Raw genomic sequence first — 26077 nt, 5'->3', positions numbered from 1 at the left:
TCTCTATGCGGATGTCTCGGGGCGCACGAAAATGCGCGCTCCTTCGACGCGGGTCACCCGCACGGGTGTCCCCGCCGGAACGAAATCCCCTTCCGTGAGGACGTCGACCCGCAGATCGCCGAACGTGGCGACACCGGCCGGACGGAGAAACGAAGCTGCGACGCCGGCGCGTCCCAGCAGCGCGCGATGATCCTCGCTGGCGACGTAGTCGGCGCCTTGCGTCCCCGCGAACATCAGCCGCTTCACGAACGCGTTCTCCGGCAGCACCCGCTGGAGCACGACGAACGACACCGCGCTGAGCACGATCGCGACCGCCACCGCCTGCAGTGCAACGAAGAAGAACGGCAGGCCGAACGCGAGGAGCACCGCTCCCAGCAGCATCACCGCGCCGAGCGATCCCGCGATCCCGTGACCGGGGAGCACGTGCAGTTCGAACAGGATGAGCAGCAGGCCGACCAGCGCCAGCGCGATCACCAAGCCGTTCGAAAAGCCGGCGTAGATGTGCGTCCCGAAGAACAGCGCGAGCGATCCCGCGCCGATCGCGCCGGCGACGAGGTGCAGCGTCTGCAGTTCGATCAGCAGACCGAGGAACCCGATCGCCAGCAGGATCCCGCTCACCTCCGGATTGGTCGCGAACCGCGCGATTTGCTCGGCGGCAGTGTACTGCGCGTCGACGCGATGCGTGCCGCCCAGCCCGAACCGCTCGAGCGCCGCATCGAACGTTGCTACGGTCCCCTCGGCGATCCCGGCTTCGCGCGCCTGATCGGCGGTCAGCGTGAGCACCGCGCCCGAGGTCTTCTTGTAGGCGGCCGGGGTGTCGACGTGCGCGTCAACCATCGCCGCCGCCAGGCGGTCATCGCGGTGGTGGGTGCGCGCCGTCGATTCGAACTCCGAGCGCAGCGCGGAGACGGTCTTGTCGGTCTTCGGGATCGGTTCGGCGGCGCCGATCGACGAGCCGGGGGCCATGACGATCCGCGACGCCGAGAGCGTGACGAGCGCGCCGGCCGACCACGCCCGCACGACGTACGCGTCGACCGGGACCGGGCTGTTGACGAGCGCGTCCTTGATCTCCGTCCCCGCCGAGACCAATCCGCCGAAGGTGTTGACGTCGAGCAGGATCGCGCGCGCGTGCGAGGCGCTTGCGTCGGCGACGGCCCGCTGGACCAGATGCGCCATCCCTTCGTCGATCGTTCCCTGAATCGGGACGACCACGATATCGCCGTCGGAGGCGGCGCGCGCCGGGAGCCACGCCGCGACGCTCCCGGCGACCAGGCACATCAGCACGGCGAGACGGCGAACGATCACAGTGATGCGTACCGCCGCCCGGGCGGCGGAGTTACGCCGATCCGAGCTCCTCGCCGACGACTTGACGCACGACGTTTCCATCGGCGACCCCCTTGAGCTGCGGCATCACCAGCTTCATGACGGCGCCCTGGTTGCGGCCGTCGGCCGGGAGGCCAGCGAGCGCGGCGCGCACGATGCCGCGGATCTCATCGGCAGACTTCTGCGCCGGGAGGTATTTCACCAGGATCTCGCGCTCGCGCGTCTCCTTCTCGACGAGCTCGGTGCGCCCGGCTTTTGCGTACTGGTCGATCGAATCGGTGCGCTGCTTGACCAATTTCTGGACGACCGCCAGCTGATCGGCCTCCGACAGGTCGGCGCCGGCTTCGATGCGGCGGTAGTTGAACGCCGAGACGATGCTGCGTAGCGTGTCGAGCCGGAGCTGATCGCGCGCTTTCATCGCCTCCTTCATGTCGGCGGTGATCTCGTCTTTGATGCTCATCGGATCACGCTACTTGATCGAAGGCGCCCGGACCTTGACGTCCGGACGCCTTCGCGGCGATCAGCGTCCCATGTGGAAGCGCGCCTGCAGGCGCACCACGCGGGGCGGCGCCGACACGAGGGTCGGCGTGAACGACGTCTGCTGCAGCTTCGTCGCGTTGAGGTCGGTGGCCGCCGCGGTCAGCGGCGTACCAAGATTCGGCGCGGCGAGGTACTGGTTGTACGTGTTCGTGTTGAGCAGGTTCTCGACGCCGACTTGCAGTTCCAGCATCCGCGTGATCGGACGGCGGAACGTGAAGTCGAGCAGCGCAAACGGCGGCTGGAAGTACGCGTTGTTCTTCCCTTGATAGTTCACGCCCAGGCCCGCGTAGGTGTCGTCGCGCCAGGTGTACGTCAGTTGGCCGTAGCCTTTGAGGTACGGAATGCACGTCGGAATCCCGGGCGCCGCGACGCCGTTGCCGCAGATCTGCACGTTGTTGACCGGGAAGCTGCCGACGCTGCTCCCGGGCGGATACAGATCCGGGGTGAGACCGTCCACGACGGACTTCTCGGCCGCGATCTGCGCGTTGTAGCCGAAGCCCGTGCGCGGCGCGTACGAGTACTTCAGCGTTGCCAGCTGCGTCCGCAGCCGCGCCGCGTTGATCGGCGAGAAGATCCCTTCGAGCCCCGTCGGCGACTGGACCGCCGAGGTCAATTGCTCGAAGACGTCGTGGACGACCGTGTTCTGCAGATCGAGGCTTACGACCGCGCCGTTTCCGAACCGTTTGTCGACGCCGAGGCCCTCGGAGATCGAGACCTCGGGGACGAGATTCGGGTTCTTCTCGGTGAGCGTTCCGCCGAACTGGAACGGCGGCCCCAGCGACGCGGCCGGCGTCTGATACGTGGCCAGGCCGCTGACTTGACCGATGAACGGGAACGTCGCCGAGGTGCCGTACGACGCACGATACGAGATGCCGCCGCTCGGCCGGAACACGAACGCGAGATGCGGATCGAAGCGCGTGATGCTGCGGCTCAGGCCGGTCAGCGACGTGTCGGTCAGCGACGCCGGATTGGCGCGCTGCACGCCGTTCACTTTCCAGGTCGTGTCGTAGAGCCCGAAGTTGATCCCGAGATTGCGGATCAGGTGGAGATCGCCGGTGAGCGAGAACGTCGAATAGCGATCGGTCGAGAACGGTACGGAGACGAACGCCGGGCTGTCGATGTACGCGTACGTGCTCTGTCCGTGAAAGTCGTACGTGAAGTTCAGCAGGCTGTCGCCGAACGGGTGCAGGAGCGAGAACGTCGTGCCGTACAGCTTGTCCTGTTCGAACGTCGTGTAGGCGCCGCCGAAGCACTGCGTCTGGTTCCCGACGACGACCACCTTGCCGCTCGGATCGGTGGGATTGCCGAAGTTGGCGCTGCAGTCGGAGACGAACTGCTGGTACTGACTGGTCGGAAGGCTCGCATCGGGGTTGGTCGGCAGGACACCGGGCGGCGAGAAGAAGTTCGGGTACGACGTCTGTCCCGCGCCGAGGATGATCTCCGGTTCGATCACGCCGACGTACGGACGAATCAGCAGCGTGTTGTTGCCCAGCGACGTGCGCAGCTGCGCATCGAAGAGCGTCTGGTTGTTGTAGACCGACGAGCCGGTATACCAGCCGTAGCCCGCAACCTTGCTCCCGGTGAGATACGAGAAGTTGGGATTGGTGCACTTGAGCGGATCGGCTTGCAGACACTGCACGATCTGGGTCGCGCCGAGCGTCGTTCCCCACGCGGTGCCCTGCGGGTTGTAACCGCCCCACGCGCCGACGAAGCCCGCTTCGAACGACGTCTGCGGCGAGAAGTTGTAGCGCAGCTTGAGCGTCTCGCCTTTGCTGAAGAACGAACCGCTCGCATCGGTGCACGTCTGGACGATGCCGGTCGCGGCCGGCGTGTTCTCCGCAGCGCCGAAGTTGTCGGGCGTGATGATGCACTTGGTGGTGCCGAAGTACGGGCCGTTGTAGCCGTCGACGCCGCCGCCCGCGACGTACTGGAGTTTGCCCGCGGAGCCGGTGGCGAGGAAGTGCGAATACTGCGCCTGGTAGTTGTCGTAGCCGGTCACGAACTCGGCCGTTTCACGCTGGGTGAAGCTCGGCGTGAGCAGGTTCGCCGTCCCGCCGACGGCGATGTTCGCGAACGGCGTCGTGTTGCCGGGACCCGACTGCGTTTCGACGCCGCCGATCAGGTACGACGGGAAATACTGGCTCAGCCACACTCCGTACTGCCCGAGCGCGAGCGGATGGCCGTCGATCAGCACTTGCGTTTCGTACGGCTGCACGCCGCCGACGATGATCGTCGTGTCGGGTTGACTGCCCATGTGCTGGATCGTGACGTCGGGAAGACGCTCGAGCACGTTGTTGATCTGCGGGTTGGCAAGGTTGCCGAACGCCTGCGCGTTGACGTAGCTCGACGTCGCCGTGCCGGTGTTGATCGCGCTGCCGCTCCCGCGGCTGATCGTCGAAACGCGGCCGATGGTCTGCAGCGAGGTGAGGTCGGCTTGGTTGAGGGTGACCGTGACGGGGATGGTCGCGCCCTCGACGACCGCAAGATCCGTCAGCGCGGCGGCGACGTAGCCGCCCTTGGTGACGTCGATGCGGTAGACGCCCGGCGGCACGTCGACGGTAAAACTGCCGTTGGCGTCGGTCGTCGCGCTGGTGCTCGCGGGACCGGTGACCCTTACCGCGGCGCCCGCGACGGGCGAGGCGCCGCTGCGAACGGTGCCTTGAATCGTGGCGGTCCCGGCCGCCGCCGCGACCGCCCCGGAGGCGATCGCGAAAATGACGAGCGTACACGCCGTCAGGACGGCGCGCGCAAAAACGTGTGGGCGCATGGGATCCTCGAAGGGGGAGCGACACGGCCGGCGCTCTGTTGCGACCCGGCTAGCGTTGGTTATCGGTTTGTTAAGTGTACGCTTGCGCTTCCTCTTTGTCCCCAGCACAAAAAAAGGCATCCATGGTTGTCATGGATGCCCATTGCGAGACCGTGAGACCGGGTTAGCTGCGGCGCTTGCGCGCGGCGGCACTCTTCTTTTTGCGGCGGACGCTCGGCTTCTCGTAGTGCTCGTGCTTCCGCGCCTCGGCGAGGACGCCGGCCTTCTGGGTCGCCTTCTTGAAGCGACGCAGAGCGCTCTCGATCGTCTCTCCGGGTGCGACTCGAATCTCCATTTGCTACGAAACACCTCCCTCCGCGCGGCGTGCAGCCGCTTCGCGGCCTATACGGCCCGACGCGAGAGTCTACCACAGCGGCCCGCGGCCGTCAAAAAGTCCGCGCCCGGTCAGCCGGGCGGCCACGCCATCGCGCGCCCGGCGAGGACGTGCGCGTGCAGGTGAAAGACGCTCTGCCCTGCGTCGCGGCCTTGGTTCATCACCACGCGATAGCCGCCGGGTCCGAAACGGGCGCCGATCTCGGCCGCCGCATGCAGCAGCCGCGCCGCCTGCTCGGCGTCGGCGCCGGCGGTGAAGGCGCTCAGATCCTGGGCGTGACTGGTCGGGATCACGAGCACGTGCGTCGGCGCCTGCGGATTGAGATCGTGAAACGCGACGACGTGGTCGTCGCGCAGCACTTCGTTCGCGGCGATCTCCTTGCGAACGATCTTGCAGAACAGGCAGTTCGGATCGAGTGCCATGAGCTCAGCTCCCCGCGGGCGGTTGGATCAGCACGAAGTGGTACGCGGTGTTGGGACTCGGCACGAAACCCTTGATCGTCGGCTTCAGCGCGACCGGCACCGTCGTGTGCACCAGCGGAATCGCGGGCGCCAGATCGTGGATCATCACCAGCGCCTTGCGATAGATCGCCGCGCGCTTCGCCGGATCGTTCGTGCGCTGTCCGGCCAGCATCAATTCGTGATACGCCGGATCGCGCCAGAACGAGTAGTTCTGCGCGGTCCCGTCCTTGCGCGCCGAGTCCTGGTCGAGCAAGGGGTAGAGGAAGTTGTCGGGGTCTCCGTTGTCGCCGGTCCAGCCGATCAGCGCGAGCTCGTGTTCGCCGTGCCGCACCTTGTCGAGAAAAACGCCGAACTCGCTGGGCTGCAGCGTGACCTCGATCCCCGCCGCGCGCAGATCCGACTGCAGCGTCTCGGCGACGCGCGGCGGATCGGGCAGATACGGCCGCGGCGAGGTCGGATAACTGAGCGTCGTGCTGAATCCGTGCGGATAGCCGGCGGCGGCGAGCAGCGCTTTCGCGCGCGCGACGTCGTGCGGGTAGGCTTTGAGCGCGGGGTTGTCGCCGAGCATCCCGGGCGGCAGCCAGTCGTTCGCCACCATCGCGCCCTTCGCGTAGAGGTGCGCGACCATCGCTTCTTTATCGATCGCGTACGCGATCGCCTGACGGACGCGCGGATCGCCGAACGGCTTCTTCTCCGTCTCGGGCGCGATGTACGACGTGTTGTTGGCCGGCTGCAGCGCGAGCGCGATTCCTTTGGCGGCCAGCGTCTTCGCGTCTTCCGGACGCGGATCGGTCAGCATGTCGATGTCGCCCTTTTCGAGCGAGAGCACGCTGGTCGCCTGATCGGGGATGTCGCGGATCAGCACCGTCGGATAGCCGGGTTTCTTCCCCGCCCACTTGGGGTTCGCGACGAGCGTGATGTGATCGTCGCGCACCCACTCCGCGACCATGTACGGGCCGCTCCCGACCGGCTTGAGTTCGAAGCCCTTCGGATCGGCCGAGATCGCGGCCGGCGAACCGATCCCGAACGCCTGATCGGCGAGATCGTGCAGAAACGAACCGCGCGGCGATGCGAGCCCGATCACCAGCCGCGTCGGCGACGGCGCGCGCACGTCGACGATCGCGCCGGGAAAACCGCCGAAGACCGACGCGTAGTACGGATACGCGAAACTGCCGTGCGCCGGATGCGAGCGCAGACGCCAGCGGTCGAGGTTGAACTTCACCGCGGCGGCGTCGGCCGCCGTCCCGTCGGAGAACTGCAGCCCGGGACGCAGCTCGAACGTCCACGTTCTGCCGTCGTCGCTGACCGACCACGACCGCGCGATCTCACCGACGATCTCGAACGAACCGGGTTTCAGCCCGACGATGTTCTGCATCACCTCATTGGTGACGTTGAGCGAGAGGCCGTCGGTCGCGTGCGAGGGGTCGAGCACGACGGCGTCCTTGACGCGCGCCATCACGAGCAGCGGTCCCGAGCCGGCCTTTGCCGCGCTCCCGCCGCCGCAGCCGGACGCGGCGAGAGCGAGCGCGAGAAGCGGCAGGGCCGGGAATCGTCGCACGCGCGCTCCTAGCGTGTTCGGACGCTGAACGTCCAGCTCCGCCGCGCGACGTTCCCGGCGTTGTCGGCGACGCTCACCTTCACCGTCACGGTGCCGTCGGCGAGCGCGGCGCTAGGGCTGTAGGTGATGAACGTGTCGGTGCGCGTCGAGGAGGGCGTCACGTCGAGCCCGTTCACCTCGATCCGCACCGACGAGACGCTGATCCCGACATCGGTCGGCGAACGGTACGTCGCATAGATCGACGGCTTGTTGCTGTTGACGACCAAGCCGTTCTGCGGCGCGATGTCGACGATCTGCGGAGCCGTCGTCGTGACCGCGACGAGCTGCGAGGCTTCGGCCCGCGGCGCGCTCGTCGCGCCGACCGTCAGGTGGCCGTAGACGGTCGTGCGGCCGAAGTTGACGCCCTCGGGGACCTTGTACGTCGTTTCGTAGGTGCCGGGCTGACCGCGCACTTCGGGCAGGGGCAACCCGGTGAGATAGGTGCCGATGTCGAACGTCGCCCTTCCCCCCGGCGTCCCGTGCAGCGTCACGGAGAACGTCTCGCCCGCACGCAGCGGCCCGCGCGCCGCGACGCCGAAGTCGACGATCTGGGCGCTTCCGGTCGGCGTCGGCGTCGACGGCATCGCGCGCGACACCAGGATCTGCCGCTTCTCGCTCGTGTCGGGGTTGAGGCGCACGGTCACGCTGTCGCCGACCTTCAGATCGCCGATCGTCGCCGCCGTCCCGTTGAGCGTGATCTGGGTGCTCTTGTCGGGCGTCACCACGTAGCCGCTCTGCAGCACAAACGCGCTCGAGGAGACGGCAGCGATCGTTCCGCTACGCGACGCATAACGCATCACGACTTGGTCGACGCTCCCGTTTGCGCGCAGCAGCACGCTGGCCGCGTCGCCGACGCGCACGTCGGCGAGCGTCCCCGGCGTCGAGGTGCGCGTGACGACGTCCTGGATCGCGATCTTCGCGTCGGAGGTGATCGCGATCGTGCGCACCGACGGACCGCGGGTGAGGGTGAGCGACTCGGGTGCCGAGTTCAGATCGACCGCGCTGACCGTGCCGACGACCTGCGTCATCCCGCCGCTGCTGTGCTGTTCGAGCGCCTGCGTCCGTCCGACGACGAGCGACGTCACTTCGACGCGCTGCGCTTTGGGATCGTACGCAACCTGCGCTCCGAGCGAGTCGGCGACGAAGCGCAGCGAGACATACGTCGCGTCGTCGATCTCCACCGCCGGCGAGTCCATCATCACGACGCGGTTGTCGATCGTCGCACGGCTCGACCCGCGGTGCAGCGCGATCCGCTTCGCGGGCGCCGAGGCGATCAGGTCGTCGCCGGACCGCGACACCTCGATCCCCAGCGCGCTGTAGATGCGCACGACGGGGACGAGCAGACGTCCGCCGACGATCCGCGGCGCCGGATCGCGCGAGAGTTCTTCACCGTTGACGACGATCGCGATCGCGCGCACCGGCGCTTCGTCTTTCTTCGGCGGCGCCGCGGACGCCGGAACGCTCCACGCCGCCGCGCAGACGGCGAGCAGCGCGGCGTACCAACGGCCGGACCGGATCAGGAGCATACCACCTCGCGATAGACGGCGGCCGTCGAAGCCGCGAACCGATCCCAGGTATACGCCCGCAGACGGACGGCGCCCTCGGCCGCCGCCTCGCGCGCGCGGTACGGGTCGCGCACGATCGCGCATAGGAGCGACGCGAGCGCGACGGCATCGCCGGCTTCGAAGGTCTGCGCGTATGGCGCGACGATCGACGGGACCGCGGTCGCCGTCGCGATCACCGGCGTCGCGACTGCCGCTGCCTCGAGCGCGGGGATGCCGAATCCTTCGGCCAGCGACGGCAATACGCACGCCAGAGCACCGCGATAGCGCCGCGCGAGCGTCTTCTCGTCGAGGTCGCCGAGAAAAACGATCGTGCCGCTGCGTCGCGCGTAGCGCTCGCGTACCGCAGGCTCGTCCGGGCCGGTGAGCACGAGATCGAGCGCGACGTCGTCGGGGAGCGCGGCCCAGGCCTCGTACAGGGTGGCGAGTCCTTTGTGCGGCCGGTGGTTTCCGGCGTAGAACGCGTACGGACGCTCCGCCTCCCATGGCGCCGCGTCGAGCAGCCGCTCGTCGAAGCCGAGCGGCATGACGCGGATCCGCTCGCGCGCGATCCCGAGCAGCGCGACGCATTCGCCGGCGACGCGCTCGTCGCTCACGAGAATCCGCGCCGCGCCGCGATACAGCGGGATCGCGACGGTGCGCCAGTACCACGCGCTAAGCGGTGAGAACAAGTGCGGGAAGCGCAGGTGCAGCAGATCGTGCACCATCGCGACGTACGGACGCGGGACCAGCGGCGCCGCTTCGAGATACGCCAGGTGCACGAGCTGAGGACGCGCGGCGCGCAGCGCGAGCGGATGGAGCGCGACCGGAGAGGTCACCGGAACCAGATCGACGTCGGGCGCGACGTGCGGAAGGCGTTCGAGCAGCGCGCGCGTGTAGGCGCGCATCCCCATCGACGCCCGGCTCGTCGCGCGCGCGGCGAGCACGACGCGGATCATCGCAGCAGCTCGCGGTAGACGTCGGCGGTCGCGCGCGCCGTGTGCTCCCACGTCAGCGCCGCGGCCGCGGCGCGTGCACTCGCGCGCTGTACCCGCGGCGGCCCGGCGAGCAGCGCATCGAGCAACGCACCGAGCGCGCCGGCGTCGCCGGCGGCGAACGTCTGCACGTGCGGCGCGAGGACGCTCGGCACCGCGGGCGCCGCGGCGATCACCGGCGTCCCGGCGCGCAGCGCCTCGAGCAGCGGGAGACCGAAGCCTTCGCGCAAGGCCGGATGGACGTATGCCGCCGCGCCGCGATGCAGGCGCCACACCTCCTCGCCGCTGCACTCGCCGGTGAAGACGAGTTCGCCGGCCGTGCCGCGCGCGCCGAGCGCGCGCAGCCCGGGTTCGTCGCCGCCGGTCATCACGAGATCGGCGGCGCACTCGGCCGGGAGCGCGGCCCATGCGCGTACCAGCGTCGCGAGGTCTTTGTGCGGGCGGTGATTCCCGGCGTAGAACAGATACGGCCGAGCGCGCACCACCGGCGGCGGGAGCGGGTCGGGCGCGTCGACGCCGAGCGGGATGACCCGCACGCGCTTGGGGTCGACGCCGAGATACCGTTCCAGGAGTCCGACGGTCACGTCGTCGTCGGTGAGCACGGCGCGCGCGCTGCGCAGCACCGGTCCGACGACGTATCTCCAATACGGCCCGACCTTCTTCTTCGCGTACTGCGGAAACTCGAGATCGATCACGTCGTGCACCGTTACGACGTGGGCTGAGGGGACGAACCGCGGCACGTAGGGCGTGGGGAAATGCACCAGGCGCGGCCGCAGCCGCGCCAGCGTCAGAGGCATCCCGGCCTGCTCGGCGAGATCGAAGTTGTCGCCGCCGCCGAACTCGGCGAGCGCCAGATCGGGTGCGACGCGCGGCAGCAAGCGCCTCAGCGCGCGCACGTACGTGAGCATCCCGGCCGAGGTGTGCGAGGTCTCGCGCACGTCGAGCGCGACGTCGGGGCGCCCGTCACCCGGAGCTCGTCGAAGGGTCACCGCGAGCGCTGCAGCGCTTTGGCGCGCACCACCACGCGGTAGCGCGCGCTCTCCCATGCGACGAACAGCCCGCGCCAGCCGTCGCGCCAGCCCGCGTAGCGCAGCAGCGACCACGCGAACCGCAGCGGCATCATCGCGAGCGCACCGGCGTAGCGGCGGCCCGACGGCGGCAGCGCGCGCGCTTCCACCGTGGTGTACGCGTCGAACTTCGCGCGGTACGACGCGAGCGTCGGGTACGAGTCGTGCACGATCGCGCCGGCGAGATCGGCGACCGAGCCGTCGACGCTCCAGGTCTCGTGCACTTCGGCGCCGGTGCGATTCGCGGCGACGCGCGCGCGGTCGCTGCGCACGAGCCGCAGCAGGCGTTCGTTCGACCAGCCCGCCGTGCGCACCGCACGGCCGCAGAGCATCGTCACGCGGCGCACGCGGTAGCCCGCGACGTCTTCGTCGGCGCGCGCGATCGCCTCGGCCAGCGCCGGATCGATCAGTTCGTCGGCGTCAAGCATCAGCGCCCACGGCGTCGTCACGCGTCCCAGCGCGTAGCGCCGCGCGGTGACGAACCCGCTCCAGGGCCGCACCTCGACGTCGGCGCCGTGGGCGCGCGCGATCGCGACCGTGTCGTCCTGCGACTCGGCGTCAAGCACGAAGACGCGCGCGCCGGGCGGGACGCGGGCCAGCATCGTCGGCAGCCGCGACGCCTCGTCGCGCGCGAGCACGACGACCGTGAGGTCGCGGACGTTCAGCGTCGCAGGAGCGCGCCGTCGCCGGCGCCTGCCCGCTCGCGGGCGTGCACGATCGCGGCGCCGATCCAGTCGCGGTAGAGCGGAGAGGGGCGATTGGGCCGGCTCTTGTACTCCGGGTGCGCCTGCGTTCCGACGAACCACGGATGGACGTCCTCGGGAAGTTCGATCAATTCGACCAGCGACGTGCGCCCGAGCGGATGGTGGCCGCTGAACGTCATCCCGTGCTCCTCGAAGAGCGCCTTGTAGCGGTTGTTGAACTCGTAACGGTGGCGGTGGCGCTCGCTGATCGAGGTCTCGCCGTACGCGCGCGCCGCCAGGGACTCCGGCTCGAGTTCGCACGCATACGCGCCCAGACGCATCGTGCCGCCCTTGAGATCGAGGTTGCGCTGTTCGGGGATGAAGTCGATCACCGGATCGGGCGTCGTCTCGTCGACCTCGGTCGTCATCGCTTCGGGAAGGCCGCAGACGTTGCGCGCAAACTCGATGCACGCCATCTGCATCCCGTAGCAGATCCCCAGGAACGGAATCTTGCCTTCGCGGACGCGCTGCATCGCGATCAATTTGCCCTTCACGCCGCGCGCGCCGAAGCCGGGTGCGACCAGGACGCCGTCGACGTCGTCGAGCGCACCGAGGCCCTCGGTCTCGATCTTCTCGGAGTCGATGCGCACGACGTCGACCGCGACGTCGTGATAGATCCCCGCGTGGGCGATCGCCTCGGAGATGGAAATGTACGCGTCCTTGAGTTCGACGTACTTCCCGACCAGCGCGACCTTGATGCGGCCGTGCGGATGCTGGACGCGATCGACGATCGCGCTCCAGTCCTCGAGCTGCGGCTTCGAGGTCACCAGGCGCAGCTTGCGCACCGCGATGTCGGCCAGCCCTTCGGCCTCGAGGTTGAGCGGGACCTTGTAGATCGTGGAGGCGTCCCCGTTCTGCACGACGTTCTCGACCGGCACGTCGCAGAAGAGCGCGATCTTCTCTTTGAGTTCGACCGGGATCGGCCGCGAGGCGTCGGTGCGAAGCACGATCGCGTCCGGCGTGATCCCGATCGCGCGGAGTTCGCGCACCGAGTGCTGGGTCGGCTTCGTCTTCAGTTCGTCGGCGGCGCCGAGATGCGGCAGCAGCGTAAGGTGCACGAACATGACGTTCTCGTCGCCGACGAGGTGGCGTACTTGACGGATCGCTTCGAGAAACGGGAGCGACTCGATGTCGCCGACGGTCCCGCCGACCTCGACGATGCACACTTCCGCGCCGCTCGATTCGGCGACGCGCGTGATGTGCGCTTTGATCTCATTGGTAATATGCGGGATCACCTGAACGGTCGCGCCGAGGTAGTCACCGCGGCGTTCCTTTTCGATGACCGACTTGTAGACTTGGCCGGTCGTGACGTTGTTGTCGCAGGTCAGCGACTCGTCGATGAAGCGCTCGTAATGGCCCAGGTCGAGGTCGGTCTCGGCCCCGTCTTCGGTGACGAAGACCTCTCCGTGCTGGTACGGGTTCATCGTTCCGGCGTCGACGTTGATGTAGGGGTCCAGCTTCTGGACCGAAACCGCGACGCCGCGGCTTTTTAAAAGCCTGCCGAGGGAGGCGGCGGTGATCCCCTTCCCGAGCGAACTCACAACGCCGCCGGTAAAGAAGATGAACTTCGCCATGAGGGGATGCTTCGCTTCGCCCACCGGCCCGGCGGGACCCGCCGGGCCCTAGCCGCCGTTCGCCGGGGGGATCACGGCGATCACGAACCGGTCAAGGTCGGCGTAGTCGCGGATCGTCTCCACCCCCGCATGCGGGAGGGCCTGACCGACCAGCGCCTCCAGCGTGCGCGCGTTCGCCGGAGCAGCCTCGAGGATCGCGATCCCGCGCGGCGCGACCAGCCGCGCCAAGTCGGGAAGAAAGCGCCGGTAGAGCTCGAGCCCGTCGGGGCCGCCGTCGCGCGCGACCAGCGGTTCGTAGGAGACCGGATCGGGCGGCCCGGCGCACTCGGCGGTCGGGACGTAGGGCAGGTTCGCGACCACGGCATCGTACGGCGCGAACCGGAGCAACGGCGCCGCGAGGTCGCCCGTGAGAAACGTTACGTGCTGAAAGACGTTGTTGCGCGCGGCGTTGCGGCGTGCAACGGCGAGCGCCGCGAACGAGACGTCGCTCGCGCACACGCCCAACCCCGGGAGCTCGCACGCCAGCGTCACCGCGATCGCGCCGCTTCCGGTCCCGACGTCGGCGGCGCTGCCGTTCTCCCGGCCGATCGCACGCAGATGGCGCACCGCCCACTCGATCGCGATCTCCGTCTCCGGGCGCGGAACGAGCACGCGCCGGTCGACGCCGAACATTCGGCCGTAGAAGCCGGCCTCGCCGGTCACGTACGCCATCGGCATCCCGGCGGCGCGCTGCTCGACCAGCGCCGCGAACCGCTGCGCGACGTCGTCGTCGAGCCGGCGTTCCGCGTGCGCGATCATCTCCTGGCGCGAGACGCCGCCCGCGTGCGCGAGCAGGAAGACGGCGTCGAGGCGGCCCGTGCCGCCGATCGGTTCGAGCCGGACCGCCGCGTCGCGCAGCGCTTCGCCGATCGTCACGTCCGCACGGTGACGACGGCCTTGCCGACGAGCCGCCGTTCGGCGATCGCTTCGAGCGCCAGCGGCACGTCGTCGAAGGCGACGCGTTCGTGCGCGCGCGGACGGATCCGCCCGTCGTCGCACATCGCGAGGAGCGCCGTGAAATTCGCGCGGTGCGCGGCGGGATGACGCTGCGACCACGTCCCGAAGAACACGCCGAGGGCGTCCGCTTCGCGCAGCAGCAGCCGGTTCGCCGGGATCTCCGGGATCCGCCCCGACGTGAAGCCGACGATCAACGCGCGGCCGCGCCAATCGAGCGTACGCAGCGCGGCGTCGAAAACGTCACCGCCGACGTTGTCGAGCAGGATGTCGGTCGCGCCGTGTGCGTCTTTGATCTGCTGCGTCAGATCGGCGGCGGCGGCCACCGCGATCATCGCGCCCGCGTGCAGTGCTGCCTCACGTTTCGCCTCCGATCCGACGACCGCGACGACCCGCGCGTCGAGCCCCGAAGCGATGTCGACCGCGGCGGTGCCGACGCCGCCGCCGGCGCCGGTGACGACGACGCGGTCACCGGCCTGCAGGCGCCCGCGATCGACGAGCGCGTGATACGCGGTGCCGTACGTCATCACCATCGCGGCCGCGGTTTCGAACGCGATCGACGCCGGCAGGACGATGACGGTCGCCGCCGGCGCAACCGCGATCTCCGCGTAGCCGCCCGTCTGCACGAGCGTCGCGACGCGTTGGCCGACGTGCAGGTCGTGCACGTCCGCCCCGACCGCAGCGATCGTCCCGGCGATCTCCGCGCCGAGGGTGAACGGCAGCGGCGGCTTGACTTGATAGCGGCCCGCCGCGATCAGCACGTCGGGGAAATTGACGCCCGCGGCATGCACCGTGATTGCGACCTCGCCGGGGCCGGGCGCCAGAGCGGGGATCTCGTCGAGGGCAGATCGCGCGGGCCGCCGAGCGTCCGCACCTGCCAGGCGCGCATCAGGCCGCCGAGCCCGAGCCCACCGTCTCGCCCGCCAGCAGACGGGCTTTCTCGTCCTTCTGCAGTTCCACGACGAGCTTTTCCATGTCGCCGTCGAGGATCGCTTTGATGTTCTGGAAGTTCTGGTTGATCCGGTGGTCGGTGATGCGATCCTGCGGATAATTGTAGGTGCGGATCTTCTCGCTGCGATCGCCGGTGCCGACCTGACTGCGGCGCAATGCGCCTTCGGTTTCTTCGCGTTCGCGTCGCTGACGGTCGGCGAGCTGCGCGCGCAGCATCCCCATCGCTCGCTCGCGGTTCTGCAGCTGCGAGCGTTCCTCGCTGCACGCGACGATGATCCCGGTCGGTTTGTGCGTGATGCGGATCGCCGACTCGGTCTTGTTGACGTGCTGGCCGCCCGCGCCCGAGGCTTTGAACGTGTCGATCTCGAGGTCGGTCGAACGAATCTCGATCTCGCCGTCGTCTTCGACTTCCGGCAGCACGGCGACCGTCGCGGTCGAGGTGTGGATGCGGCCCGCCGCTTCGGTCGTGGGGACGCGCTGGACTCGATGGACGCCGGATTCGTATTTGAACCAGCGGTACGGCTCGCCGCCCTTCACCGCGACGACGGCTTCTTTATAACCGCCGGCTTCGTTCTCGCTCTCGCTGAGCAGTTCGACGCGCATCCGCATCCCTTCGGCGAAGCGCGTGTACATCCGCAGCAGATCGCCGGCGAAGATCCCCGCTTCGTCGCCGCCGGCGCCGGCACGGATCTCGATGAAGATGTCCTTGGTGTCGTTGGGATCGCGCGGCAGCATCAGTTCCTGGAGCTGCGCTTCGAGCGCGACGCGCCGCTCGCGCAGCGCCGGGGCTTCTTCTTCGGCGAGCGCGCAGAGATCGGGATCGGAGCGGTCGGCGCGCAGCGCGTCGTTTTCGGCGATCTCGCGCAGCAGCGCGCCGAGCGCGCGGAACGTCGCAACCGTCTCCTCGATCGCCGCGCGCTCTCTCATCAGCGCGGTAAAACGCGCCTGATCGAAGCCGCCGCTCGTGTCCGCGAGCGCGGCGTCGATTTCATCGAAGCGTTTCGAGAGCGTCTCGAGGCGATCGTGATATTGCATCAGACGAGAAAGAAGCGAGCCGTGGCACGGCTCGCTTCCCCGATCCGGACGTGCGGCGCTAAGCCGGGACGGTCACGGTTTCCTCGGCGGCCTGCTTCTTGCTCTTCCGCGCGGCGGCTTCGGCCTTCTTCTTGTCGGCCATGGCGGCGCGCTGGTTGAACTTCTCGACCCGGCCCGCGGTGTCGAGGAACTTCTGCTGCCCGGTCCACAAGGGATGGCAGTTGGAGCAGACTTCGACGCTGATGTTCGGCGATGTCGATCCGGTGGTAAATTGGTTTCCGCAGGCGCAGGTGACCTTGGCCTCCGGGAACCACTTGGGGTGGCACTCGGTTTTCACAGCGCTCCCATAATACCACCAGCCGCAAGGGGGTTGCCGCGCGAGGGAACCGCGCGCGCCGGCGCCGCGTTGCCTCTTTTCGCAGGGGCTCTCCGCGAAGATGAACGGCGGCGGGCAGTGCGAACACAAGCCCGGTCATTCTCCGCCGTGAAGAGGTCCCGTTGAACCTTCGTCAGCTCGCGCTGGTCGCGCTCGCCGCGCTCGCCGTCGGCGGCACCGCCGCCGCCCAAGTCGCTCAGCCCGGCCCCGGCGCCGCCACGCCGCCGCCTCCTCCGCCCCCGAACGGCAGCGTCGCGACGCCCTCCGTCCCGCTCATCGGAACGCCGGTGCCGAGCGCCGCTCCCTCGGCCGTCCCGGCGGCAAGCCCGAGCCCGGCGCCCGCCCGGCGCGGCCGCCGCGCGGCGCCGTCGCCCGAAGCCAGCCCGTCCGACACGCCCGAACCGCCGCAATTTCAAACGATGGACGGCGTGTGGGAAGTGCAGATGCAGCCGCTCACGACGTTCCGCACGATCTACTCCCATCTCTACGTCACCCAGAAGAGCGACCAGCTCACCGGGCGGTGGGTCAAAGACAACCCGCGCGAGACGCTCACCTTCACCGGCACCTTCGACGGCCGGCTCTTCAAGCTGACGCTGAAGAACGCGAAGGGCGACACGTACACGATGTCTGGCTATGCGGAGAACTTCGGCGACATGGTCGGGCTCTACACGAGCGCCGATCCGAAAGACAAAGGCACGCCGTTCACCGCCTCGCACCGCAAAAAAGAACGCATCACGTAGAGGAACACGGATGAGCGACCGCGCCTTCGGTTTTCGCACGCGCGCGCTGCACGCGGGGACGCCGCCCGACGGCGAGACCGGAGCGCGGGCCCTGCCGCTGCACCTCTCGACGAGCTTCGTGTTCGACTCCGCCGAGCACGCCGCCGAGCTGTTCGCGCTGCGCACGTACGGGAACATCTACACGCGCATCGGCAACCCCACGGTCGCGGCGTTCGAAGAGAAGCTCGCGAACCTCGAAGGGGGCCTCGGCGCCGTCGCGACCGCGAGCGGCCTCTCCGCGCAGTTGATCGCGATCCTCACCGTCGCCGAAGCCGGCGATCACCTCGTCGCGTCGACGAACCTCTACGGCGGGACGATCACGCAGTTCTCCGTCACGCTCAAACGGATGGGGATCGCCGTCACCTTCGTGCCGCCGAACGATCTGGACGCCGTGCGCGCCGCACTGCGCGAAAACACGCGCGCCCTCTTCACCGAGACGATCGGCAACCCGCGCGGGGAGGTCGCCGATCTCGCGGGGCTCGCTGAGATCGCGCACGCGGCCGGCGTCCCGCTCATCGTCGACAGCACCTTTGCGACGCCGTACCTCTGCCGACCGATCGAACACGGCGCCGACGTCGTCGTGCATTCGGCGACGAAGTTCATCGGCGGCCACGGGACCGTGCTCGGCGGCGCGATCGTCGAATCGGGCCGCTTTCCGTGGGGCGCCGGGGGGCATCCGCTGATCTCGACGCCGAGCCCCGGCTATCACGGCCTGAATTTCACCGAGACGTTCGGCGAGTACGCGTTCCTCATGCGCGCGCGGGTCGAATTGCTGCGCGACATCGGCGCGGCGATCTCGCCGATGAACGCGTGGCTGCTCGTGCAAGGTCTCGAGACGCTCGCGCTGCGGATGCCGGCGCACGTCGCCAACGCGCGCGCGGTCGCGGAGTTCCTGCGCGGACGCGACGAAGTGGGCTGGGTCGCGTACGCCGGGCTCGACGACAGCCCCGAACGCGAACGCGCGCAGAAGTATCTGCCCAGCGGCGCGGGCGCGGTCTTCAGCTTCGGCCTGCGCGGCGGACGCGAAGCCGGCCGCGCCTTCATCGAATCGCTGGAGCTCTTCAGCCACCTCGCCAACGTCGGCGACGCGAAGAGCCTGGTGATCCATCCCGCATCGACGACGCACCAGCAGTTGTCCGACGAGGAGCTCCAGGCCGCCGGGATCGGCGCGGATCTGATCCGCCTCTCGGTGGGTCTTGAAGACGTGGACGATCTGTTGTGGGATCTGGAGCGCGGCTTGGCCGCGGCGGGGCGCGCAGCGACGACGGTGCGGATGCCGTGATCCTGGAGACGGCGTCCCAGCGGCGCGCGCTGCTGGAACGCTCGCGCACCGTCGCGATGGTCGGCGCTTCCGCCAACCCGACGCGGCCGTCGTACTTCGTGTTCTCGTACCTGCGCACGCGCGGGATGCTCGAGGTCACGCCGATCAACCCGTCGATCGCAGAGATCGACGGCGTGCGCGCGTTTCCGACCCTTGCGGCATACGCGGCCGAGCGCGGCGCGCCCGACATCGTCGACGTCTTCCGCAAACCGGAGAGTGCGTCGGAGGCCGCGCGCGAGGCGATCGCGGCCGGCGCGAAAGCGATCTGGTTCCAATACGGCGTCGTCAACGACGAGGCGATCCGGCTCGCCGACGAAGCGGGTCTCGACGTCGTCGTCGACCGCTGCATCAAAGTGGAGTCGGCGCGCTTCGACGGCGGCCTGCATTTGGGCGGCATGAACACCGGCCTCCTCACCGCCCGCCGAGCCTCGTCACGCTGAGCCCCGTCACGCTGAGCGCTGTCACGCTCCGTCACGCTGAGCTTGTCGAAGCGCGGACGACTCGTGCACGTCAGGGGCTGCGCTTCGACAGGCTCAGCGTGACGGGGCGTGAGGGGGCGTGACGAGGCGTGACTGAGGCGGCCGGTGCCGCTGCGCTCGATGCGCGGATTCTGGATGTGGTCGCGCGTTACGGGCACGACGGCAGCACGCTCTCGTACGAGGCTTTCTTGGCGCTCGCGCAGGCGCTCTTCGCGCACCAGGTCGCGCACAACGAACCCTACGCCGCGTTCGCGCGCGCAAACGGCTTCTCGGCGACCCGCCGGCCGCAGACGATCGCGGAAATCCCCGCCGTCCCGGCCGCCGCGTTCAAGGACGCGCGTCTCGCAACGTTCCCCCCGGAGCGCACCGTCGCGTGGTTCGAGACCAGCGGGACGACGCTGGGCGGCAAGAGCGGCCGCCACGAATTCGATACCACCGCGCTCTACGAAGCCGCCCTGCTGGCGTCGTTCGATCGCATGATGCTCGCCGACGGAGCGCGCCTGCGCTATGCCAACCTCGTCCCCGATGCGCGCGAACGCCCGCACAGTTCGCTCGGCCACATGATGGCCGCGGTCGCGCTCGCCCGCGGCGACGGCCGCACGGCATGGTACCTCCACGGCGACGCGCTCGACGTCGACGGGTTCGTGCGCGACATGCGCGCTGCGGTCGCCGACGGCACTGCGGTCTGCGTGGCGACGACGGCATTCGCGCTCGTCGCGCTGCTCGACGAGCTCGCCGCGCGCGATCTCGCGCTCGCGCTCCCGCCGGGTTCGCGCATCATGGAGACCGGCGGCTTCAAAGGCCGCTCGCGGTTCATTGCGCGTGCGGATCTCTACCGCGACGCGTCGGCGCGGCTCGGCGTCCCGATCGAAGCGATCGTCGCGGAGTACGGGATGACCGAACTCTCCTCGCAGTGGTACGACACGCCGGCGTCGCGCGCGCGCATCGAACCGCGCGTGAAGGTTGCGCCGCCGTGGCTGCGCGCGATCGTCCACGACGGCGAGGGAACGCCGCTGCCGCCCGGGACGGTCGGCGTGATCCGTCACATCGACCTCGCGAATCGCGGCTCTGCGATCGCGATCGACACCGAGGACGTCGGCGCGCTCGTCGAGGGCGGCCTCGTGCTGTTCGGGCGGGAAGCCGGCGCCGAGCTGCGCGGCTGTTCGCTCGACGCCGAGACGCTGCTTGCGCGCCGCGGCCTCGCCCGGCCGCGATGAGCGCCGCGCTGCGCGCGCTCGATGCCTCGCGCATCGTCGCGCACGTCGCTGACGCCGCCGAACGCTGGCAGGACGCCGATTTTCCGCCGCGGGTGCGCGCCACGGCGGCGATCGAGACGCGGCTGGGCTACACCACGCCGGTCGTCGACTACGCGCTCGACCGGCTCTTCGGCGGCGTGACCCGCGCCGCGCTGAACGCGGCGATCGCGTCGGAACTCGGGAGCGTCGACGCGCTCGACGGACCGGTCGAACGCGTCGACGCGCCGGCCGCCTGGGCGCGCGGCGTCGATCGCGTCGCGATCGTCTCAAGCGACACGACGATCGGCGTCGCGCTGGCGCCGGCGATCTTCGCGCTGTGCGCCAAATGCGACGTCGTCGTCAAGGATCGCAGCGACGCCTTGATCGCGGCGTTCTTCTCCTCGCTCGCCGAAGAGCATCCTGCGTTCGCCGACGCCGCACGCGCGCGAGCCTGGGAAGGCGGCGCCGATCCCGACGAAGGCGCGCTGCTCGGCGGCGCCGACGTCGTAGTCGCCTTCGGCCGCGACGACGCGCTGCACGCGATCCGCGTTCGGTGCGGGATCGAGACACGCTTCGTTCCGTTCGGTCACCGGGCGACGATCGGCCGGCTCACCGCACGCGAAGCCGCAACGCTCGCACCGGTGCTCGCCGACGCGATCGCGCGCGACGCCCTGCTGTACGACGGCGAAGGCTGTCTCTCACTGCACGCGCTCTTCGTCGACGCCGCAGGCGATGCGCTCACGGATATCGCGCAGCGGATCGCCGGCGGATGCGAACGTGCGTCGCTCGAGTTTCCCGGCGGCCGGCTCGCGCCGGAACGCACAGCGGCGGTCGCCGCGTATCGCGGCGTCGCGGCGTTCCGCGCCGCCGCCGGCCGCGGCGCGCTCTTCCGCGGCGGCGACGCGACGGTCGTGGTCGCGCCGCCGTTCGACGAGCCGCCGCCGTTCCTGCCGCGGGTGCTTCCCGTGATCGGCGCCGGCGACGACGCGATCGCATCCTACGTCGCGGAGCAGCGTCTCCCGGTGCAGGCGCTCGGCGTCGTCGCGCCCGATGCCGCCGCCGTCGCCCTCGCCGCACGGATCCGCGCCGTCCGGGTCGCGCCGCTCGGAACGCTGCAGGATCCGCCGCTCGCAGGACATCACGGCGGCGTCGCGCGCATCGCCGACTTCGTCCGCTGGATCGACGCCCGGTAGCGACAAGACCCGGCAACTCCGGCGCGTAAACGCCGACAGGTGCCCGATCAGCCGATTCCCGGACCGCGTTCGCGCGCGTTGGCGGCGCAGCTCGCCGTCTACGAGCCGCCCGGCGTCACGTACCTCGGCGACGACTATCCCGTCTTCTGGGAACGTGCCTCGGGCGCGCTGATCGGCGACGTCGACGGCAATACGTATCTCGATCTCACGTCCGCGTTCGGCGTCGCCGCGGTCGGTCACACCAACCCGCACGTCGTCGCCGCGATCGAGGCGCAAGCGCGCCGGCTCGTGCACGGGATGGGCGACGTGCACCCGACCGAAGTGCGCGTCGCGCTGCTGCGGCGGCTCGCCGAGCTCGCGCCCGGCGACCTCAGCAAGACGTATCTCGCGACGTCGGGAGCCGAAGCCATCGAGTTCGCGCTGAAGACGGCGCTGCTGGCGACGGGAAAGCCGCGCGTCGTCGCCTATGACGGCGCGTATCACGGGCTTTCGCTCGGCGCGCTCGAGGTCGCGGGGATCCCGAAGTTTCGCGATCCGTTCGCGCCGCTCGTCGTCGACCGCGCGACGTTTCTGCGTTACCCCGGCGCGCGCACATCGCTCGACGATGCGGTCGCGGAGGTCCGCCGCGCGCTCGACGCGCGCAGCGACGTCGGCGCGCTGCTGATCGAGCCGATCCAAGGCCGCGGCGGCGTGATCGTCCCGCCCGAAGGCTACCTGCGTTCGCTGCGCGCGCTCTGCGACGAACGCGGCGTCCTGCTGATCCTCGACGAGATCTACACCGGCTTCGGACGCACCGGAACGCTCTTCGCCAGCGAGCGCGAGGGCGTTGTCCCCGACCTGCTGTGCGTCGGCAAGGCGCTCGGCGGCGGCGTCCCGATCTCGGCGACGATCGGGGCCTCGCGGGTGATGGATGCGTGGCCGCGCAGCACTGGGGAAGCGCTGCACACGTCGACGTTCCTGGGGAACCCGCTCGCCTGCGCCGCCGCGCTCGCGACGCTCGACGAGATCGCGCGGCTCGATGTCTGCGCGCGGGTGAACGCGCGCGCCGCGGCGCTCGGAGAGCGGCTCGCCGCGCTGCGCCGGTTCGCGCACGTCCGCGACGTCCGCGGCCGCGGCTTCCTCTGGGCGATCGAGTTCAGCGACGGCGGCTTTGCCAACCGGGTCGTCGTGCGCGGCCTGCAGGACGGCGTGATCCTCCTGCAGTCGGGTCCCACCGGCACCTCGATCACGATCGCGCCGCCGCTCACGATCGACGACGAGCAACTCGCCGAAGCGCTCGCGCGGTTGGAGCGCGCGATGCAGCAAACGGAGGAGGCGTCATGAGCGCGCTCAAGGTCGGGATCGTCGGTTCGGGTTTCGGCGGCATCGTGCACGCGCCGGCGTTCGCGCTGCATCCGCGGTTCGAGGTCATCGCGATCGCCTCGCCGGTGAACGCGCGCCGAGTCGCCGACGAGCGGCGCATCCCGCTGGCGTTCGCTTCCACGCAGGAAATGCTCGCCGGCGCCGAGCTCGACGTCGTCTCGGTCGCGTCGCCGCCGTTCGATCACCATCCGTCGGTGATGGCCGCGCTCGCGGCCGGAAAGCACGTGCTCTGCGAGAAACCGTTCGCGGTCAACGTCGCGCAGGCCGAGGAGATGGTCGCGGCGGCCGAACGGGCGGGCGTCGCGACGGCGCTCGCCTTCGAGTTCCGCTACGTCCCGACCGTGCGCGCGGTCCTCGAACTGATCGAGAACCGCCACGTCGGAGCGCTGCGCGAGATCGAAGTCGCGCGGATGGGGAGTGAACTGCTCGAGCGCAAGACCGACCGCGCGCGCGGCTGGTGGTTCGACCTCGAGCGCGGCGGCGGCGTCGCGAACGCCGTGATGCCGCACTTCTTCGATCTGGCCAACCAGCTTGCGGGCCGCGCGCCGCGCGCGACGCACGGACTGCTGCGCACCGCCAACCCGCATCGCGTCGACGCGCAGGGCCCGTTCAGCAGCACGGTCGCCGACGGCGCCTTCGCCTACGTCGACTACGGCGACGGCATCGTCGCCCGCGTGAGCACGGACTCGACGACCGTCGTCGAGTCGCTGACGGTTGCCGTCCACGGCGAAGTGCGCAGCGCGGTCGCGAACGGCCCCTGGTTCAGCGACCTCGCGCTCTTCGCGATCGGCGACGACGAACAGGACGAACTCGAGATCGCCGAGTCACCGTATCATCGCCACCGCGTGATCGCGCCGAACATCCCGTGGTTCCTCTCGCTTCTCGACGACTTCGCCGAACGCATCGACCTCGGCGGCGGCCACGGCCCGACCTTCGCCGACGGCCTCACCGTGCAGCGCCAACTCGAAGCAATCGGCTACACCGTCTAACGTCACGCAGAGCGCGTCGAACGTCACGCTGAGCCTGTCGAAGCGCCGCCGCCCGCGCTGCGCTCACAAACCTACGGCAGAACGAACCCGGCAGAGACCACGCTCATCGTGATCGTCGGAATCGTGCACTTCGCCGTCGAAACGCAGATCACGCCCGCCGACCCGAACTGATCGCCGGCATCGATCTTCCCGTCGCCGTTCGCGTCGTACCACACGCCGACCTTATACGACCCCGCCGTATACGGCACGTCGCCGATGCGGAACGTCCCGGCCGTCGACACCGGAATCCCCGCCGGATAGTCGACATCGAGGATCGTCGGCGTCACGCCGCCGCTGTTCTGATAGGCGAACGCGACCAGCTGCCCCGGGCTCGTTTTCTGCGGCGACGGACCAGTGTAGACCGCGCCGCTGTCGCCGGCGACGGACGCCAGCGCACGGTACGCGTTGAGGCGCCCGTGCCCCTGATGCGGATCGTTGATGTTGTCGGCGGTGCCGTCGATGATCTGCGCGACACGCGCCGGGGAGAGCGACCCGTGCCCGCCCGCCTTCGCGATCATCAGCGCAGCGACCGCGGCAACCTGCGGCGTCGCCTGCGACGTCCCCGCGAAATACGCGCTGCACGACGTCGCCGGACTCGGCGTGCTGCACTTGTCCTTCGCATAGTTCGCGGTGCTCGTCGAGTAGTTCCAGATCCAGTGCAGCGGATCTTGATCGGTGTTGCTCGGCGGATCACCGCCCGGAGCCACCACCCCGAGGTTCGGTCCGTATTGTGAATACGAGGTCACGTATTCAGTTGAGCTCGCAAGCGTATCGGTGGCGCTGGTGCGCAGCGCGCTGGCACCCACCGCAATAACCCCGTCGTAGGCGGCGGGATAGTCGAGCGAGGTGTGCGGCGTTCCCGTCTCGCTGCCGTCGGCATCGTTGCCGGCCGCCGCGACGACGGTGACGCCCGCGGCGATCGCCGCCTCGACCGCATCGTGCTCGCCTTGATCGAAGCCGTCGTTCGGATAGTAATTCGCTGCCGCGCCGAGGCTCAGCGAAATCACGTCGGCCTTGCGCGCAACGGCATCCTGAATCGCCTTTACTTCGTCCGAAGTGCTGGCCGTCTGGGAATCGCTGGTCGCCGTCGCATCGGGGAAGATGTTGTAGGCCAGCAAGGCAACGTTGTAGCCGCCTCCGGCGAATCCGAACGCGTTGTTTGTCGCAGCGACAGCGATCGAAGCGGTGTTCGTGCCGTGCCCGTTCGTGTCTTGCGCGCTGCCGGTGACATATCCGATCGAATAGATGACCTTCGATGAAAGATCGGTGTTCTTCAGGTCGACTCCGGTGTCGATCGACGCGATGACCGCGCCATCGCCCTTCGAATACGACCACGCGTATGGGAAGCCGTCGTCGAACAGATACCACTGATCGCGGTTGTTCCCGTGCGGATCGATAATCGTCGTGGGAGGCACCGAAAGCGGGACTCGCTTGTGCACCGGAAAGACGTCGGCGACTTCCGTTCGCGAGCGCAACGCGCTCGCGAACGAGGTCGTGTCGGCGCCGCTCGGCACCGCGACGAATCGCTGGTAGATGCCGGCAGGCGCGAACGCGTCGACCCCGCGCGTACCGGCGGCCGCCTCGACGCGCGAGGCGATCGCACGTCCGCCGCTCTCCGCAAGGGTACGATATCGAACGAGCACCTGGGTCGGATCGACGCCCGTCCCGGTGAAGCGCCGAACGCCGCGATGCGGCTCGTTCGCACCGAGACCGACCACGCTCGCTACCGCTCGCTGCGAGGACTGCAGCGACGAGGTCACGATCGCACCGCTCGAATCACCAGGCTGGTTGTAATAGATCGTGTGCGGGCCGTTGCTGGTCTGCTGAATCGTGACGGTGAACGGATTGTTCGAGAGCGAACCAAACTCGTACGCCCACAGGTTGGGCGCGGACTGCGGCGCGTCGGTCGTCGTCGTCACGCCGGTGAAGTACGTGCATTGCAGCTTACCGGCGTTCGCACGCGTGACCGCGATCCCCGTCGGGTCGGACGTCAGCGTGTACGTCGAGCCTCCCGCAGTCGCCGGTAGCGTGGCGCAGGTTCCGGGCGCGGGCGTCGGCGACGGCGTGGGCGTCGGCGCTGCAGGCGTCGACGGCGTCGAACTGCCGCCACCTCCGCCGCCGCAGGCACTCAGCGTGAGGCCCATGACGAGTAGGGCGCCGCTGCTGCGGACGAGACCGAACCAAAGAGCGCCCACAAGACCTCCAAGCACGACGGAGCGGCGAACGTCAGACGACGAGACGCACACCGGGCTTCGCAGCGAGCCGCGTCGGCCCTGGCTGCCCTTCTTGTGATCTCGGTGAGAAATGTTCCCGGTTTTACTACAGAACGGCGTGAGTGCAGATT

At 69.2% G+C, this 26077-nt stretch carries 23 protein-coding genes; 7 read left to right on the top strand and 16 right to left on the bottom strand.

The genetic code is table 11. The features are described 5' to 3' along the window. Nucleotides 1-3 precede the first annotated feature (3 nt). From WPS_RS08110 to rpmE, 15 genes are all read right to left on the bottom strand, one after another. Nucleotides 4-1305: an NfeD family protein gene (locus tag WPS_RS08110; RefSeq protein ID WP_317997317.1), complete on the bottom strand. Its 1302-nt coding sequence runs from the start codon at nt 1303-1305 to the stop codon at nt 4-6. 31 nt (nt 1306-1336) lie between these two features. After that, nucleotides 1337-1783: a GatB/YqeY domain-containing protein gene (locus tag WPS_RS08105; protein ID WP_317997316.1), complete on the bottom strand. Its 447-nt coding sequence runs from the start codon at nt 1781-1783 to the stop codon at nt 1337-1339. Between the two features lie 60 nt (nt 1784-1843). Beyond that, the gene (locus WPS_RS08100) at nt 1844-4630 is read right to left on the bottom strand and encodes a TonB-dependent receptor (protein WP_317997315.1); all 2787 of its coding nucleotides are present in this window, start codon (nt 4628-4630) and stop codon (nt 1844-1846) included. A 163-nt stretch (nt 4631-4793) separates the two neighbouring features. After that, a complete protein-coding gene (rpsU, locus tag WPS_RS08095) occupies nt 4794-4964 on the bottom strand; it encodes a 30S ribosomal protein S21 (RefSeq protein WP_317997314.1) in 171 nt (56 codons plus the stop codon). 110 nt (nt 4965-5074) lie between these two features. Beyond that, nucleotides 5075-5425, bottom strand: coding sequence for a histidine triad nucleotide-binding protein (locus WPS_RS08090; protein ID WP_317997313.1), 351 nt, complete (start codon nt 5423-5425; stop codon nt 5075-5077). A gap of 4 nt (nt 5426-5429) precedes the next feature. Continuing rightward, nucleotides 5430-7022 (bottom strand): ABC transporter substrate-binding protein, encoded by a 1593-nt coding sequence (locus tag WPS_RS08085; protein WP_317997312.1) that lies wholly within the window; start codon nt 7020-7022, stop codon nt 5430-5432. A gap of 8 nt (nt 7023-7030) precedes the next feature. Then, nucleotides 7031-8587 carry a stalk domain-containing protein gene (locus WPS_RS08080; protein ID WP_317997311.1) on the bottom strand — a complete coding sequence of 519 codons (1557 nt, stop codon included), beginning with the start codon at nt 8585-8587 and terminating at the stop codon, nt 7031-7033. Then, nucleotides 8578-9561 (bottom strand): glycosyltransferase family 4 protein, encoded by a 984-nt coding sequence (locus tag WPS_RS08075; protein WP_317997310.1) that lies wholly within the window; start codon nt 9559-9561, stop codon nt 8578-8580. Before WPS_RS08075 ends, WPS_RS08080 begins: the two co-directional genes overlap by 10 nt. After that, nucleotides 9558-10586, bottom strand: a complete 1029-nt coding sequence (locus tag WPS_RS08070; protein WP_317997309.1) for a glycosyltransferase — start codon at nt 10584-10586, stop codon at nt 9558-9560. Before WPS_RS08070 ends, WPS_RS08075 begins: the two co-directional genes overlap by 4 nt. Next, the gene (locus WPS_RS08065; RefSeq protein WP_317997308.1) at nt 10583-11302 is read right to left on the bottom strand and encodes a glycosyltransferase family 2 protein; all 720 of its coding nucleotides are present in this window, start codon (nt 11300-11302) and stop codon (nt 10583-10585) included. Before WPS_RS08065 ends, WPS_RS08070 begins: the two co-directional genes overlap by 4 nt. A gap of 23 nt (nt 11303-11325) precedes the next feature. Next, nucleotides 11326-12981, bottom strand: a complete 1656-nt coding sequence (locus WPS_RS08060; RefSeq protein WP_317997307.1) for a CTP synthase — start codon at nt 12979-12981, stop codon at nt 11326-11328. A 48-nt stretch (nt 12982-13029) separates the two neighbouring features. Then, nucleotides 13030-13896 carry a peptide chain release factor N(5)-glutamine methyltransferase gene (gene prmC, locus WPS_RS08055; protein WP_317997306.1) on the bottom strand — a complete coding sequence of 289 codons (867 nt, stop codon included), beginning with the start codon at nt 13894-13896 and terminating at the stop codon, nt 13030-13032. Then, on the bottom strand, nt 13893-14798 hold the full coding sequence (locus WPS_RS08050; protein WP_317997517.1) for an NADPH:quinone oxidoreductase family protein: 906 nt from the start codon (nt 14796-14798) through the stop codon (nt 13893-13895). Before WPS_RS08050 ends, prmC begins: the two co-directional genes overlap by 4 nt. Before the next feature lie 64 nt (nt 14799-14862). Next, nucleotides 14863-15960: a peptide chain release factor 1 gene (prfA, locus tag WPS_RS08045; RefSeq protein ID WP_317997305.1), complete on the bottom strand. Its 1098-nt coding sequence runs from the start codon at nt 15958-15960 to the stop codon at nt 14863-14865. Nucleotides 15961-16018: 58 nt separating this feature from the next. Then, nucleotides 16019-16297 carry a 50S ribosomal protein L31 gene (rpmE, locus tag WPS_RS08040; RefSeq protein WP_317997304.1) on the bottom strand — a complete coding sequence of 93 codons (279 nt, stop codon included), beginning with the start codon at nt 16295-16297 and terminating at the stop codon, nt 16019-16021. Nucleotides 16298-16458: 161 nt separating this feature from the next. Here rpmE and WPS_RS08035 point away from each other — a divergent pair, with 161 nt between their 5' ends. The 7 genes from WPS_RS08035 to WPS_RS08005 all read left to right on the top strand — a co-directional run bounded on the left by WPS_RS08035 (nt 16459) and on the right by WPS_RS08005 (nt 23694). Beyond that, nucleotides 16459-17076, top strand: coding sequence for a hypothetical protein (locus WPS_RS08035; protein ID WP_317997303.1), 618 nt, complete (start codon nt 16459-16461; stop codon nt 17074-17076). A 10-nt stretch (nt 17077-17086) separates the two neighbouring features. Next, nucleotides 17087-18397 carry an O-acetylhomoserine aminocarboxypropyltransferase/cysteine synthase family protein gene (locus WPS_RS08030; protein ID WP_317997302.1) on the top strand — a complete coding sequence of 437 codons (1311 nt, stop codon included), beginning with the start codon at nt 17087-17089 and terminating at the stop codon, nt 18395-18397. Beyond that, nucleotides 18394-18876: a CoA-binding protein gene (locus tag WPS_RS08025; protein WP_317997301.1), complete on the top strand. Its 483-nt coding sequence runs from the start codon at nt 18394-18396 to the stop codon at nt 18874-18876. Before WPS_RS08030 ends, WPS_RS08025 begins: the two co-directional genes overlap by 4 nt. 128 nt (nt 18877-19004) lie before the next feature. Continuing rightward, the gene (locus WPS_RS08020) at nt 19005-20132 is read left to right on the top strand and encodes a LuxE/PaaK family acyltransferase (RefSeq protein WP_317997300.1); all 1128 of its coding nucleotides are present in this window, start codon (nt 19005-19007) and stop codon (nt 20130-20132) included. After that, complete coding sequence (locus WPS_RS08015; RefSeq protein ID WP_317997299.1) at nt 20129-21343, top strand: acyl-CoA reductase; 1215 nt, start codon at nt 20129-20131, stop codon at nt 21341-21343. The genes WPS_RS08020 and WPS_RS08015 overlap by 4 nt, the downstream gene beginning before the upstream one ends. Nucleotides 21344-21382: 39 nt before the next feature. Then, nucleotides 21383-22666 (top strand): aspartate aminotransferase family protein, encoded by a 1284-nt coding sequence (locus WPS_RS08010; protein ID WP_317997298.1) that lies wholly within the window; start codon nt 21383-21385, stop codon nt 22664-22666. Continuing rightward, entirely contained in the window at nt 22663-23694 is a 1032-nt protein-coding gene (locus tag WPS_RS08005; protein WP_317997297.1) for a Gfo/Idh/MocA family protein, read from the top strand. Before WPS_RS08010 ends, WPS_RS08005 begins: the two co-directional genes overlap by 4 nt. Before the next feature lie 71 nt (nt 23695-23765). On the opposite strand, the gene WPS_RS08000 is transcribed toward WPS_RS08005, so the two are convergent. Further along, nucleotides 23766-25928, bottom strand: a complete 2163-nt coding sequence (locus tag WPS_RS08000; RefSeq protein ID WP_317997296.1) for a S8 family peptidase — start codon at nt 25926-25928, stop codon at nt 23766-23768. Between the last annotated feature and the right edge of the window lie 149 nt (nt 25929-26077).

The organism is Vulcanimicrobium alpinum, from assembly GCF_027923555.1.
GTDB classification, from domain to species: Bacteria; Vulcanimicrobiota; Vulcanimicrobiia; order Vulcanimicrobiales; family Vulcanimicrobiaceae; genus Vulcanimicrobium; species Vulcanimicrobium alpinum.
The sequence above is the reverse complement of the archived record's forward strand: the minus strand, read 5'-3'. Positions and strand labels throughout refer to the sequence as shown.

What these genes read in the sequence shown, in the direction of transcription:
- WPS_RS08030 (WP_317997302.1), top strand. Translation starts at nt 17,087, where the DNA reads ATGAGCGACCGCGCCTTCGGTTTTCGCACGCGCGCGCTGCACGCGGGG.
- WPS_RS08060 (WP_317997307.1), bottom strand. Translation starts at nt 12,981, where the DNA reads ATGGCGAAGTTCATCTTCTTTACCGGCGGCGTTGTGAGTTCGCTCGGG.
- rpsU (WP_317997314.1), bottom strand. Translation starts at nt 4,964, where the DNA reads ATGGAGATTCGAGTCGCACCCGGAGAGACGATCGAGAGCGCTCTGCGT.
- prfA (WP_317997305.1), bottom strand. Translation starts at nt 15,960, where the DNA reads ATGCAATATCACGATCGCCTCGAGACGCTCTCGAAACGCTTCGATGAA.
- WPS_RS08075 (WP_317997310.1), bottom strand. Translation starts at nt 9,561, where the DNA reads ATGATCCGCGTCGTGCTCGCCGCGCGCGCGACGAGCCGGGCGTCGATG.
- WPS_RS08015 (WP_317997299.1), top strand. Translation starts at nt 20,129, where the DNA reads ATGAGCGCCGCGCTGCGCGCGCTCGATGCCTCGCGCATCGTCGCGCAC.
- WPS_RS08105 (WP_317997316.1), bottom strand. Translation starts at nt 1,783, where the DNA reads ATGAGCATCAAAGACGAGATCACCGCCGACATGAAGGAGGCGATGAAA.
- WPS_RS08090 (WP_317997313.1), bottom strand. Translation starts at nt 5,425, where the DNA reads ATGGCACTCGATCCGAACTGCCTGTTCTGCAAGATCGTTCGCAAGGAG.
- WPS_RS08005 (WP_317997297.1), top strand. Translation starts at nt 22,663, where the DNA reads ATGAGCGCGCTCAAGGTCGGGATCGTCGGTTCGGGTTTCGGCGGCATC.
- WPS_RS08080 (WP_317997311.1), bottom strand. Translation starts at nt 8,587, where the DNA reads ATGCTCCTGATCCGGTCCGGCCGTTGGTACGCCGCGCTGCTCGCCGTC.
- WPS_RS08100 (WP_317997315.1), bottom strand. Translation starts at nt 4,630, where the DNA reads ATGCGCCCACACGTTTTTGCGCGCGCCGTCCTGACGGCGTGTACGCTC.